At 40.8% G+C, this 14,703-nt stretch carries 11 protein-coding genes; 2 read left to right on the top strand and 9 right to left on the bottom strand.

Features of this window, described 5'->3' with window-relative positions:
* Position 1: 1 nt before the first annotated feature.
* The 9 genes from WG989_RS15950 to nirB form a co-directional block, all read right to left on the bottom strand.
* Entirely contained in the window at positions 2-3,547 is a 3,546-nt protein-coding gene (locus tag WG989_RS15950; protein ID WP_340430912.1) for a molybdopterin-dependent oxidoreductase, read from the bottom strand.
* A gap of 57 nt (positions 3,548-3,604) precedes the next feature.
* Positions 3,605-4,909, bottom strand: coding sequence for a NarK family nitrate/nitrite MFS transporter (locus WG989_RS15945; RefSeq protein ID WP_340430910.1), 1,305 nt, complete (start codon positions 4,907-4,909; stop codon positions 3,605-3,607).
* A gap of 27 nt (positions 4,910-4,936) precedes the next feature.
* Positions 4,937-5,797 carry an ABC transporter ATP-binding protein gene (locus WG989_RS15940; protein WP_340430908.1) on the bottom strand — a complete coding sequence of 287 codons (861 nt, stop codon included), beginning with the start codon at positions 5,795-5,797 and terminating at the stop codon, positions 4,937-4,939.
* Between the two features lie 48 nt (positions 5,798-5,845).
* Complete coding sequence (gene nrtS, locus WG989_RS15935) at positions 5,846-6,043, bottom strand: nitrate/nitrite transporter NrtS (RefSeq protein WP_340430906.1); 198 nt, start codon at positions 6,041-6,043, stop codon at positions 5,846-5,848.
* An 18-nt stretch (positions 6,044-6,061) separates the two neighbouring features.
* Positions 6,062-6,847, bottom strand: a complete 786-nt coding sequence (gene ntrB / locus WG989_RS15930; RefSeq protein WP_324228669.1) for a nitrate ABC transporter permease — start codon at positions 6,845-6,847, stop codon at positions 6,062-6,064.
* Between the two features lie 66 nt (positions 6,848-6,913).
* Positions 6,914-8,122: a CmpA/NrtA family ABC transporter substrate-binding protein gene (locus WG989_RS15925; protein ID WP_340430903.1), complete on the bottom strand. Its 1,209-nt coding sequence runs from the start codon at positions 8,120-8,122 to the stop codon at positions 6,914-6,916.
* Positions 8,123-8,171: 49 nt separating this feature from the next.
* Entirely contained in the window at positions 8,172-9,764 is a 1,593-nt protein-coding gene (locus tag WG989_RS15920) for an alginate export family protein (RefSeq protein WP_340430901.1), read from the bottom strand.
* Positions 9,765-9,918: 154 nt separating this feature from the next.
* On the bottom strand, positions 9,919-10,266 hold the full coding sequence (nirD, locus tag WG989_RS15915; RefSeq protein WP_340430899.1) for a nitrite reductase small subunit NirD: 348 nt from the start codon (positions 10,264-10,266) through the stop codon (positions 9,919-9,921).
* A gap of 216 nt (positions 10,267-10,482) precedes the next feature.
* Positions 10,483-12,981 carry a nitrite reductase large subunit NirB gene (gene nirB / locus WG989_RS15910; RefSeq protein ID WP_340430898.1) on the bottom strand — a complete coding sequence of 833 codons (2,499 nt, stop codon included), beginning with the start codon at positions 12,979-12,981 and terminating at the stop codon, positions 10,483-10,485.
* 192 nt (positions 12,982-13,173) lie between these two features.
* On the opposite strand from nirB, the gene cobA reads away from it, so the two are divergent.
* Both cobA and WG989_RS15900 read left to right on the top strand, forming a co-directional pair.
* Complete coding sequence (cobA, locus tag WG989_RS15905) at positions 13,174-13,956, top strand: uroporphyrinogen-III C-methyltransferase (protein WP_340430897.1); 783 nt, start codon at positions 13,174-13,176, stop codon at positions 13,954-13,956.
* A 55-nt stretch (positions 13,957-14,011) separates the two neighbouring features.
* Entirely contained in the window at positions 14,012-14,701 is a 690-nt protein-coding gene (locus WG989_RS15900; protein ID WP_340430896.1) for a Crp/Fnr family transcriptional regulator, read from the top strand.
* The last annotated feature ends 2 nt before the right edge of the window (positions 14,702-14,703 follow it).

Below are 14,703 nucleotides of genomic sequence, written 5' to 3'. Positions count from 1 at the left end.
TTTATTTTTCTGCGAGTACTGTTTCTTTTACGCTTGAATGAAGATTATTTTCCAGGATCGTTTTCACTTCAGGTCTGCAACTGCCACAACCCATACCTGCACCTGTGAGTTGGCATAACTGCAAATGATCTTTACAACCTTCTTTTATTCTGTTGATGAGATTTCCTTCGCCCACATTGTTACAACTGCACACCAGTTTACCAATCACCGGTTCAGGTGCTTTGCCCGAACGTAATAATTGTAAACGTTTTTCGCTCAACTCCATTTTCTGTTCAATGAGGTTGCGGTATTCAAGGAACTCACTCTTATCACCAATTAAAATTGCACCGATCAAACGATCATTATGAATGATACATTTCTTGTAATAACGTTTGGCTTTATCAATAAACACCACTTCTTCATATGCAGGATCATCAGGACATTCCACTTCACCCAATGAGCAAAGTTCTGTGCCGTGCATTTTCAAAATATTCATGAGCAATGAACCGGAATAGTAGTTCGATATATCTCCACCTAAATATCTTGCAACAACTTCTGCCTGTTGTTCAGCAGCTGCAGTAATGCCATAGAGAAATCCTTTAAATTCTGCAATTTCACCAATGGCAAATACAGAAGGATCATTTGTTTGCAGGTATTCATCCACCACAACACCACGTTTGCAATCAATGCCTGCTGCTTTTGCAATTTCAATATTCGGCACAGTGCCGATTGCAATTACAATGGCCTGGCAATCGATCATCAAACCACTCTTTAAGCGAATACCTGTAACAGTTGTATCGCCAAGAAAGCGTTCGATCTCATCATTATAATAAATATCAACGCCTTTGTCTGTTAACTCTTCGTGCAACAACTGGCTTCCCAAGGGATCAAGCTGACGATCCATTAAACGGGAGATACGTTGCACAATGGTTACTTCCACTCCTACTTCACGCAACGATGCTGCTAATTCAATACCCAGCAAACCACCTCCAACAATCACCACTTTCCCTTTTGCAGGATCAACATGGTATTTGAAATTATCTGCATCAGTTCTGCTGCGCATTGTAAAAATGCCCTGCATAGCTGGCACATCACGCAGCATAGCAGCACGGCTACCTGTTGCCAATAACAACACATCGTACTGATGAACATTGCCTTTGCTATCGATCACCGTCTTTTGTTCACGGTTAATTTCTGTAATACTTACACCTCGGTGCAGTTTGATATTGTAATCATACTCTTCTGCATCACTCATTTTAATGAGGTTCTGCCATTGCAATGTTCCACTGATATAATCGGGCAGCAATACACGGTTGTAAAAAGGAAAATCTTCTTTGCTGAAGATTTCAATTTCATCTTCAGCATTAATCATGCGGTAGCTGCGTACAAAACCACAGGCACCAGCACCTGCACCCACTACAATGATTTTTTGTTTCGCTTTCTTATGCAATTTCACTTCAACAGCAGAGAACTTGAAATCAGGTTCTTTACTTTTCGGGTCAACTAAGTTGTTTGTGAGGTTATTCGCCCTGTTCAAATCACTATTCAATACTTTGCCCCAATGCATCGGCAAAAACACAACACCTTTTTTAATGTCGGTTGTAAATTTTGCTTTCACCCGCACATTACCACGTTCATTAAAAATCTCAACAAGGTCGTTTTCTTTAATGGATCGCTTCGCCGCATCATCAGGATGTATTTCTAAAAACGATTCTGAAATATGCTGTTTGAGTTTATTTACTTTTCCTGTTTTACTCATGGTATGCCACTGATCACGGATGCGACCGGTGGTTAACACCAATGGAAAATCAGGACTTAATTTTTCTGATTGGTTCTCATCATTAAAGGAATGAATGATGGCTTTTTGCGAAGGCGTATGAAATTTATGATCAGTAAACAATCGCTTTGTACCATACCCTTCTGATGAAGAAGTGTAAGGCCATTGCACCGAACGTTTTTCTTTCAGGATTTCATAACTCAAACCGCTCATGTCGATATTTGTACCGGCAGTAAGTGCTACATGTTCTGCAAAAATTTCAGAGAAGCTGCTGTAATCAAAACCTTTAAAGCCCATCTTTTTTGCAAAGCGGCAAATAATCTCTGCATCGGGCAACGCTTCACCCGGTGCATCTATAATTTTATTCAAGTAGCTGATGCGGCGCTCTGCATTCGTCATGGTGCCTTCTTTTTCGGTCCATGATGCAGCAGGTAACACCACATCCGCATACCTGATTGTCTCGGGGCGATTGCTGACGTCTTGCACTACTACAAACTTCGCTTTTTTCAATCCTTCTTCTGCCATACGTACATCAGGTAAACTGATGAGCGGATTGGTACAAAGAATCCAGATGGCTTTTAAGCGGCCATCGTTCAACGCTTCAAACATTTCTGTAGCAGTAAGACCAGGTTTAGCAGCGATCGTTCCCGGAGCAACACCCCAGAAATTTTCAACTGCAGCACGGTGTTCAGGGTTCAGCAGATCACGATGAGCAGGTAATAAGTTTGATAAGCCACCAACTTCTCTTCCTCCCATTGCATTTGGCTGACCGGTTAATGATAACGGACCTGAGCCTGGTTTTCCAATATGACCAGTAATTAAATTTAAGTTGATGAGTGAAAGATTTTTGTTTACACCAATCACACTTTGGTTTAAACCCATCGTCCACATGGTAATAAAACCTTTCGCTTTACCAATGTAAGAAGCTGCTAAACGGATATCTTTTTCAGCAACACCACAAATGATGGCTGCTTCTGCAATGGTGCGTTCAAATACAGTAGTTCGGTATTTTTCAAAACCTTCTGCATGGTTTGTGATGAAGTCGAGATCAATATCTCCGTTCTCGATCAACACTCGGCCAATGGCATGATGAAGTGTAACATCTGTTCCGGGATTCAATTGCAGATGAACATTTGCAATAGAACAGGTTTGCGTTTTACGTGGATCGCTGACGATAATTTTAAGATCAGGATTTTTCTCACGTGCTGCTTCTACTCTTCTCCAAAGGATTGGATGACACCAGGCTGGATTTGCTCCTGCAACAAAGATCACATCTGCTAATTCGAGATCATCATAACTCACCGGCACACTGTCTTCGCCCAAACTCATTTTATAACCAACCACCGCACTGCTCATGCAAAGCCGGGAATTGGTATCAATATTATTGCTGCCAATAAATCCTTTAATGAGTTTATTGATGACATAATACTCTTCTGTTAAACATTGACCCGATGCATAGAATGCAACTGAGTCCGGACCATACTTTTCAATTAACGTTGCAAACACTTTTGCTGTACGTTCCAATGCAGTATCCCATGTAACCCGTTGACGAGGCTGGTTACGATTGTAACGCATCTCCGGATAAAGCAAACGATCAGAGCGATCATTCACTGTGTAATGCAGATTCATTCCTTTACTGCAAAGCATCCCTTTGTTTACCGGATGATTCTTATCGCCTTCCACATGCAAACGCCCGAGCTTATCCTTGCTGGTAACAATACCGCAACCAACACCGCAGTAACAACAGGTGGTAAGGTTAGCTGCAGCATTTCCTGAGCTGTTTAAATCCATAGTATGTTCATTCGTTTCCTTCACTATACTTTTTTATAATAAGCAATCACAAAATCATCAGGCTGCTTTTTCCAGCGCCACATCCAATTCTGCCACTTTTTCTTTCTTTGTAAATCTTGTTACCAATACCAGTAATGATACAGCCATAACGATCATACCAATATATCCGAACGCATCAACGTATGTAATGTTTTTACTTTTAAATAGAAATCCAAACAACATACCACCCACATTACCACCTGCACCAACAATACCACTCACTAATCCTACATTCTTTTCATTTACAAACGGAGTAATAGCATAGGTTGCACCATTCGCCATTTTCAAAAACAATGCAAACGAGATCATGGAGATGATGGCCATGGTAAATGAACCGGCTTGTGCAAAGAGCATCAAACCTGCACCTTCGAGTAACAATACAGCAGCAAGCAATAAACCTTTTCCACGCATACCATATTTTCTACCAACTCTATCAGCAAAGATGCCGCCGAGTGCACGTGCAAAAATGTTCATGAAACCAAATACACCGGCCCAGAAACCTGCACTGCTTTGTGATAATTTAAACTCCTGTACAAAATGCAATGCAGCAATATTGTCGAATGTAATTTCCATACCAAAGCAAACACCATATGCCAGTGCAAGCGACCAGACTCTCCAGTCTTTCAATACACTGTAATCTGTTTTCGTTTTTATTTTTGCTTCACGTTGAATTTCATCGTAATTACCTGCAGGCGTATCTTTTGTATAACGGAAATAAAGGAATGCAACAACCAACATCATTACACCCGGAACGATCATTGCATAACGCCATGCTTCGCCTTTTGTATAACCAAAACCAACAATCGCTGCAAAGATCAACGGCATAACCATGTTGGTGATACCACCACCAAGATTACCCCAACCACCTGCAACTGCATTAGCTGTTCCTTTAATGTTTGCTGCGAACATCATTGATGTGTGAAACTGTGTGATCACAAACGATGCACCGATAACGCTGATCGCTAAACGGAACAACAAAAACGAAGTGTAAGATTGTGCAAAGCCAACACCCATTACCGGTATAGCACCAAGCAACAACAATACAGTATATGTTTTACGTGGACCCCATGTATCGCACAAGCGACCAATCAACAAACGAGCAATGATGGTACCTGATACAGATGCGATCACAATATTTCCGATCTGTGATTTATCTAAATGCAGGTCTTCTTTAATGGTTGGCATCAATGGAGCCAAACCAAACCATCCAAAAAAGCAAACAAAGAATGTAAGCCATGTAATATGGAAGGTTCTCATTTGCACACCACTCAATGAAAAGATATTGAGTTTGCTTAGTGGTTGTTGTAATGTTGCTTGCGACATCGTTTGTTGTTTACGTGTTAGAGTGAATTAATGTATATCGTTGATTGAAAATTTATCGATCAGGAGACTTAATAACTTGTCGTGGATCGCCATGTAACATTCATCATGAACGATCTCTTTTTTATTTCTTGGTCTTGGCAAAGGCACATCCACAATTTCTTTGATGGTTGCAGCAGGCCCATTGTTCATTACCACTACACGATCGCTTAAGAAAATAGCTTCTTCCACATCATGCGTAACGATCACAATTGTTTTTTCCCTGTTATCAAGATTCCACAATTTCAAGAGCTCAACATGCATATTGCTTTTTGTCAATGCATCCAATGCACCAAATGGTTCATCGAGTAATAAAATACTTGGGTTGATGGCAAATGCTCTTGCAATAGCCACACGTTGCTTCATACCACCTGAAAGATGACCCGGCAACTTGTCTTTGTGAGACCAGAGATTTACCATCTTCAGGTTTTTTTCTACCAATGCTTTTTTCTCAGCTGCCGTTTTATCTTTCAAAGCAGCGTCAACTGCTTCGTAAATATTACTGTACACACTCAACCAGGGTAGCAAAGAATAGTTTTGAAAAACGATGCCTCTGTCGGGGCCGGGTTTTGATACTACATTTCCATTGGCGATCACTTCACCTGATGTTGGTTTCACCATTCCGCTGATAGTACCCATTAATGTTGATTTACCACAACCGGAGTGACCAATGAGTGCAACGATCTCTCCTTTCTTTACATTCAATGAAATTTCTTTCACCGCTGTATAAACACCAGTAGGTGTTTTAAAGCTTACAGACACATTGTTTATTTCAATGCTCGATTGCTCAACAGTATCAACTGTTGAATTTATTTCTACCACCCGTGGACTCAGTTCTAATGTTGTTGCCATAACTTTTCAGTTAAGAATTTAAAATTTCGTTTTCTTTTATCAGCCCGTTCATGCTTTTTGCTTTGTTGCTTTTACTGATGAATAAAGCGATACACAAAACGGAGTAATGTAGGTAAGCATGATCCTTATCACATTCTTACCTGTAAATGTTCCCTCTACAAACACATCATAACTGTTTATGATATTCAAAACAGTTCCAACGATCACTGCTACCAGTAAAGCTGTTGTTATATTTTTCTTATTCATAAACATTTGTTTTACGTTTTATGCTGCGAAACTGAAACGCTTTTGAAGCGCCATGAAAATTCTGTCGAGTAACAAACCAACAATACCAATGATAATGATGGCTACTAAAATCTTCGCAATGCTTCCGCCGTTAAATCCTTCTTCCCAAACAAAATAACCAAGACCCATACCACCCGATAACATCTCTCCTGCTACAATTACCATCCATGCCACACCAATAGACAAACGCAAACCGGTTAAGATGTGTGGGAATGTATAAGGCAATACAATTTTTGTAATGTATTTCCAACGGGAGAAGCCAAATGCTTTTCCAACATTTTTATGATCCTGAGGAATATGTGAAACACCGAATGCTGTATTGATGAGCGTTGGCCATAATGAACAAATAAAGATCATGAAGATGCTTGCCTGTGGTGAATCCTGGAAAATGGCAAGACCTAACGGAAACCATGCCAATGGAGAAACCGGGCGAAGTATCTGTACCATTGGGTTAATGATGTTCATGGTAATTTTATTGGAACCCATGATCAAACCAATTGGAATAGCAATTAAACTACCAAAGCCAAAACCAATACCTACACGACTGAGTGAGCTGATCAGTTTTGTACCGATACCTTTATAATCAGGATCGTCCTGCATGGGATTTTGCATTACTTCCTTAAACACTTCCCATGTCATTGCCGGCGTGGGAATTTCGTGTTTAGTGATCGCTGCAATTAATTCCCATATACCACCCATCAGTGCAAGCCCACCTAAGAAGTAGAGCAGCGACTGGAGCGTTTTAAGTGAGAAGAAATTTTTCATCGTAATTATTTTTTGTGAGTAGTGAATGGTGAGAGCGAATCACTCACCATTCACCACTCACCTTTATTAATGCTTTGTTGTTTTCAAATACGCCGACACATTGTTTGGATCAAACGCTACATCAAAATTTGTTTTGATGACCTGCATATCGGGTTGCACCGGTACACCCATTTCTTTTGCTACCTCTGCAAACAGATCATCCAACACCAATTTCTCGGCAATGGCTTTGTAATTAGGCTCGGCTTTTAAATAACCAAAGCGTACATACTGTGCAAGGAACCAATGAGCGTATGATTTCTTTGGTGTGTTTACGATGCCGTTGTTATAAAAGGTCATGTAATCATCTTTGTATTTCTGTACACCTAATTCGCAACCGAGATCATAAGAACCTTTCAATCTTGCTTCAAGTACCTGTACAGGAGCATTTACATAATTCGGTTTTGAAAGCCATGAAGCTGCTTTCGCCCTGTTACCCATTACATCAAGCCACTTACAGGCTTCAATAATTGCTTTCATTACTTTCTTCAGGTCTTCTCTGTTACCCGCAGCAAAAGCTGAATTCACAACCAATGCTTTTTCCGGATGATTCTTCCAGAGATCCTGTGTTGAGATATGAGTGAAGCCAACATTTTGTGCAGCAGCCACACCATTCCATGGTTCACCTACACAATAACCTTCCATATTATCAACACGCATGTTAGCTACCATTTGCGGAGGAGGAATAGTGATGATACCAACAGATTTTTGGTTGATGCCTGCAGCAGACATCCAGTAACGTAACCAGATATCATGTGTGCCACCTGGAAAAGTTTGTGCGAAGGTTACTTCCTTTCTGCCCTGGATACTTTTAACTGTTGCAGCAACTTTGTTGATTTGTTTAAAGCCAACCTGTCCGCAAAAATCTTTTGAAAGTGTAATGGCCTGTCCGTTGTTGTTCAGCACCATTGCAATCTTCATTTCAGATCCTGCTTTACCACCAACACCGGTGTAAACTGAAAGCGGCATTGAGAATAAACAATGTGCACCATCCAATTCGCCATTCAATATTTTATCACGCACTACAGCCCATGATGCTTGCTTTTCAAGTTCCACATCCACTCCATACTTCGCAAAAAGTCCGAGTTCTTTTGCCGCTACCAGTGGTGCGCAATCGGTAAGAGGAATAAACCCCAGCTTGATCTTACGTGAAGGTGTATTTATTTTAAAGGCAAAAATTCCCATGAACAAAAGTGCCATTGCTGAGAACAGTACCAAATTTTTTATTGAGAGTTTCATGTTTGTCGTTTTAAGGTTTTAAAATCATTGTTCATCACATCATCATTCATCACTGTTTAATTGCTACCGGTTTTGTGTAAAAGAAATCAGGTGAAAAACGGATCATGGCATAAAACCAATTTCCTGTTCTTCTGTAGTTGGCTGCTGCTGCATCAGTTGTTGCCTGTCCTTTTGCAATAGCCATACTACCGGTTGCATTCATGATTGAATAACCTAATTCAATATTTGTAAACTTGTTCATGTTGTAGTTCAACAGGAAATCAAGTTCATTACCCAGATCTTTACCAATGAAAGAGCCGTCAGCTTTCTTCATACTCTTATCTATAGAGAAGAGATGAAAATCAACACCTGCTGTTAAAGCTGTACCTGTGTACTTCACTTTGAAATAAGGATTTTTCAATCCACCTGCAGGCGAACCTGTTCCTACATAGAAATAATCCATAAAACCCCAGTGACGGTGTGGTGTGCCATACAGCGGATCGAATTTTTCATCTGTTGCTGTTGTTGCATCATTACCGCTTAAGAATTCATAACCCGGTGTAATACTGATCTTTCCTTTTTGATAAGTTGCAGAAAGAGCGTAGTGATAGGCATCTTTCATTTTTACACCATCACGGTTTTTACCACTTTGTGCATAGAAAGCTCCTTGAAAAGCTATCTTTCCAAAACCTGAAGCATTGCCTATTGTTTGGTTGAGCATTAAACCATACGTGTAGCGTTGGTTCATTCCTTTGTAGTTGAAAGGATCAGCAGCACTTGCCGCTACAAAGCGACGACCGTATACATAACCTGTTGCATCACTACCGGCTGAATCGAGTTTATATTTTCCAAAATTATCGTTGAAGAAGAGTGCAGAAAATTTGGTCTGCTTAATTTTCTTACTGATGTACAAACTTGCAAATGATTTGTAATCCTGGTTACCACCGTTTGTTGTGGGAGGATTCATAAAAACAGGGGCACCTGTTTTGCTGCTGTTGTTCGCAGCATTACCTGCCGTTGCCATTGGCAACATACCAGCAGGTGTTGGCACTAATGTACCCAATGAGTTTTTTACATACGCAGGTACATTGGATGGAACATAACCTGTTCCGGTATAACCAAATGCATCTGTGTTTTGATTAAAAGCATAGCCGATATCGATCTGCCATCCTTTGTGTACGGTTTTCAGCAAAGCCATATCATGACGGCGTGCCTGCTGTAACCAATCTAAATTGCCGATCAAACGCACATCATCATAAATTAATTCCTGGCGGCCCACTTTCAGGCTCATCAGGTCAATACCTTTTGCTTTGATAGTTGTATCTGCACTGTTGAACAATGTAAGATCTGCCCAACCTTCATGCAGCATTAAACGGTTTCCATCTGCATTTGAAATAGATGACGCATCCTGTCCCCAAACACGAACATCCTGTACTGCTACACCAAAAGTTAACCTGTCCCATTTATAGCCAAAATTCAATCTTGTACGTTGTGAAGTGAACACAGCGGGCTTTGAACCTTTCAATACGAGGTTGCCCAAACCGTTGCGCACTTCAGTACGTGTGCGGAGCTGGCCTGATAATGTAAACTGTGCCTTTGTTGTACAATAAGCGAGTAGCATCAAGCTCAAAAAGATTATTCGTGTTGTTTTAAAATTTTTCATGTTAATTTTGGTCGATTTTAAGGTGATAAATCCTGGAATCATACGGCCCGGTTAGACTGCCATCTGCCGGGCTATTTTTTTCAGCTATGCTGAGTATTTCGTTTACTTTCTCTTCATGTAGTCTGTAAGTTTTGGTTTTGAAATAGTTGTTTTATTAATCTTCGATGCCGATATATACCGTGCCGTTCTCCACTTTCACTTCATAAGTTTTAATGGCGCATTCATCACCACTCAGGCATTCGCCTGTAACCAACGAAAATGTTTTTTTGTGAAACGGGCAGGCCACCTTTGGTTCTTCGTTTTGTGTACCGATCATGCCACGGCTCAACGCCATTTGCTGACGATGCGGGCATTCGTTTTGGGTGGCATACCACTCATCTCTTCGTGTAAAATGGAAAAGTGCGATTTGTGTGTCGTTGTATTTCACACACACACCACCGTTAGCAGGAACATCTTCAGTTCTGCAGGCGGCAAACCAGGTAATTGTTTTTTCTGCGATCATATTTTTAGTACTTAAAGGACTTATTGAATACCTGTTGACGAAACAAGTGTTTACACAACAGGACAGAGCTTCCTTTTTTTATATGCAGGCAATCGCAGAAAAGTGGCCATTGGGGCCTTAGCAATCAATCATCGAAAATTCGTTTGAGGTATTATCCGGAGGTTATAAAGCAATTTTTTATATGGCGGCAATCGTATTATTCAAAACCAAAAATTCTTATTTCCATTCTTTCGCTCGTTTCTGTTCACGCATCGGATCAAACACAACTGTTGGATCTTTTTCTTCAGGAGCGTTTACAAAGTGATTAAAGCGTTTTCTTAATTCAGGTGTTTCAATGGCAGCTTTCCATTCGCACTCGTAAGAATTTACATGGCTTTCCATGGCTGCTTCCCATTCTGCATTCATACCTAATGCATCATGCACAACAACTGAACGCAAATAATCAATACCACCTTCCATCTTGTTCAACCATGTAGCAGTACGTGTTAACGGATCAGCTGTTTTTACATAGAACATTAAGAAACGATCGAGATACTTCACACATGTTTCTTCATCGATATCCGATGCGAGTAATAAGGCATGTTGTGGTTTACTACCACCGTTGCCACATACATACAGGTTCCAACCTTTTTCTGTAGCGATGATACCGAAGTCTTTACTCTGTGCTTCAGCACATTCACGGATACAACCACTCACACCACCTTTTAACTTATGTGGAGAACGCAAACCACGATAACGTTCTTCCACACGTATTGCAAAACTTACACTGTCGTGCAAACCGAAACGACACCAGGTACTGCCTACGCAACTTTTTACTGTGCGCAAACTTTTACCGTAAGCATGTCCGCTTTCAAAACCAGCTTCAATTAATTCTTCCCAGATGTTTGGCAGATCACTTAAATGTGCGCCAAACAAATCGATACGCTGACCGCCGGTAATTTTTGTGTAGAGATTATACTTCTTCGCTACCTGGCCAATCACAATTAATTTATCAGGTGTAACTTCTCCGCCGGGAATACGGGGAACTACAGAGTACGTTCCACCTTTTTGAATATTCGCTAAGAAACGATCATTGCTATCCTGTGCTGTATCATTTCCTTTTTTCAATATCACTTCATTCCACAAACTGGCGAGGATCGATGCAACCGGAGGTTTACACAATTCACAACCATCACCTTTCCCAAACTTATCCAGCACTGCATCGTATGTACGCAGATCATTTATTTTGATAAGATCAAATAATTCCTGGCGACTGTAATCAAAGTGTTCACACAATACATTGCGTACAACCTTGCCTTGTGTTTTCATAGTATGTACCATCAGGTCTTTCACCATTGGCACACAACCACCACAACCTGTTCCGGCTTTGGTACATTTCTTAATACCATCAACTGTTTCGTAACCTAATACTACCGATTCACAAATAGCACCTTTTGTAACTGCTTCGCAACTGCAGATCACTGCATCATCTGGCAAACTTGTAACACCTGCACCACCATCACCTTCACCACCTCTTGCACCGAGAATTACATCTTCTGTATTAGGAGGTAACACCACTTTGTTTTTGCAGGTTTGCAATAACATATTGTATTGTTCTGCATCACCTACCAGAATTCCGCCCAACAATTCTTTACCATCGGCACTTACATTAATACGTTTGTAAATACCTTTCACGCTGTCATCAAATACAATACTTCTAATGCCTTCACCGCTCACAAACGGATCACCAAAGCTTGCAACATCTACCCCGATCAGTTTGAGCTTGGTGCTCATATCAAAACCGGTAAATGATTTTTCGCCACCAGTTAAATTCGTGACCACCACTTCGGCCATTTCATAACCGGGAGCAACAAGACCGTAGATCATTCCTTTATGCAGAGCACATTCGCCAATAGCAAAAATAAAAGGGTCGGATGTTTGCAAGTTGTCGTTAACGGTTATTCCTCCACGTGGACCAACTTCAATTGAAGCATTTCTTGCCAGTTCATCTCTTGGTTTAATACCTGCAGAGATCACGAGCATGTCAACATCAAACGAACTATCATCAGAAAAACTCATGCTGCTTATAGCTTCATCACCATTAATAGCCGTTGTGTTTTTTGATGTATGAATTGTTAGACCGAGGTCTTCTAATTTCGATTGTAATAATCTTGAACCTGCATCATCAATTTGACGAGGCATGAGGCGTGGAGCAAATTCAATCACTTGCGTATCGGTAACACCAAGATCAAGCATGGCTTTAGCGGCTTCTAATCCCAACAAACCACCACCAATCACTGCACCTTTTTTTGATTTCTTTGCCCAATTGGTCATCAACTCAAGGTCTTCAATAGTTCTATAGATGAACACACCTTCTTTTTCAACACCCGGAATTGGCGGAACAAAAGCGGCCGAACCGGTAGCCAGGATCAGGTAATCGTAAGTTTCGGTTACACCGGCGTGTGAGTGCACGGTTTTCTTTTCCCTGTCGATTGAAACAACGGGATCAGAAAGATGCAGCACAATACCATTGTCACTATACCATTCTTTAGGGGCGAGGGAAAGATCGTCGGCAGACTTACCGGCGAAATACTCACTTAAATGAACCCTGTCGTAAGCAGGTCTTACTTCTTCTCCAAAAACCACGATGGAGATATTACCGGTACTATTCTTTTTTACAAGCTTTTCGCAGAACTTGTAACCCACCATACCGTTTCCTATTACTACCACTTTCATACGTTACTGTTTTAAACGTAAACAATAAAGTGGCAAGCAATCGTATAGTGATTTATTTCATATAATACTTATAGATCAATTTGTATGGCAAAACAGAGTATTAAATGATTTCTGTCATGAAATTAAGATTAAAAATTGTAATTTCATTAAACAAATCATGATATTAATCATATTTAATTTATCGTAATTTATATGCTACAGCGAAAATTGGTACTTATCGGGGCGGGACCCGGCGATCCGGAACTTATTACAATAAAAGCAATACGTATGCTCAAACAGGCTGATGTTGTGTTGTATGATGCGTTGGCAAACGACGAGTTGCTGGATTATTGCTCGCCCAAATGTATCAAGCGTTTTGTGGGCAAACGGTATGGCTGCCACGCCTTGTCGCAGGAGGAGATCAATACGTTAATTGTAGAATATGGCCAACAGCATGCATTGGTAGTTCGTTTAAAAGGTGGCGATCCATTTGTGTTCGGTCGTGCACAGGAAGAAATTGATACCGCCCGCCAAGCCGGTATGCAAGTTGAACTTGTACCGGGTATTTCAAGTGCACTGGCTGTACCGGCAAGTCAACTAATTCCCCTCACCTGCCGTGGTATCAATGAAAGTTTTTGGGTAACAACAGGTACCACAAAAGAAGGTACTATTTCACCGGATATTCAGTTAGCTGCTCAGTCATCCGCTACTGTTATTATTTTGATGGCGATGAGTAAACTGGAAGCCATCATGGATATATTCAAACTCCATGGAAAAGAACATACACCTGTTGCCATTATACAAAACGGTACAACGAAAGAAGAAAAAATGGTGACAGGAACTGTGAACGATATTTTTTTCAGAGCAGCTCATGCAGAGATCAGCAATCCGGCCATCATTATCGTAGGCGAAGTGGTACGATTGCATCCATCATATCTGTTATCGACGGTCAAGAAGCAAACTACTGCTCATCTCTCCCAAAAGAAAACATTGTAATTGCAGACAGGGCCGATTACCGTTACTTTGCAGCTGCACGAACGAAACCCCGGCCATGAAGCAAAACAAAAAGAACTGCGACCTGAAAAGCTGTGTACTCTGCAAGCAATGTCTTCCCGACTGGTTGCCGGCACTTGACGCCAATCGAAAAAGTTTTCATGTAAAAAAAGGTGAACTGCTTTTTAAAGAAGGTGAAGAGGTGAAAGGCATGTACTTCATCAACACCGGACTTGTAAAAGTGCACAAGCAATGGGGCAATGATAAAGAACTGATCCTGCGGATTGCAAGCAATGGCGATATCGTTGGGCATCGTGGATTAGGCAGTGATACCATCTATCCTGTTTCAGGCACTGCCTTGGAACCAACGGAGGTTTGCTTTTTAAGTCTTGATTTTTTTAATGCAACCTTAAAAGTGAATCATGATTTTTTATATCAGTTGATGATGTTCTTTGCATCGGAACTAAAAGAATCGGAAAAACGAATGCGTAACCTGGCACATATGAATGTGAAAGGACGAATTGCCAACGCACTGCTTTACCTGAAGCAGAAATTCGGAACAGAAAGTAACGGCTTTATTGACCTGTCAATCAGCCGGCAAGATCTTGCTTCTTATACCGGCACCACGTATGAATCATTGTTTCGTATTATGAATGAATTGGTTGCTGAAAATGCAATTTATACTGATGGTAAAAAGATCAGAATCCTGAAAGATAATTTGTTATTGACTTATACCGAACAGGAATAGAT

The sequence above is a fragment of the Lacibacter sp. H407 genome (genome assembly GCF_037892605.1).
Classification (GTDB): Bacteria; Bacteroidota; Bacteroidia; order Chitinophagales; family Chitinophagaceae; genus Lacibacter.
The sequence above is the reverse complement of the archived record's forward strand: the minus strand, read 5'-3'. Positions and strand labels throughout refer to the sequence as shown.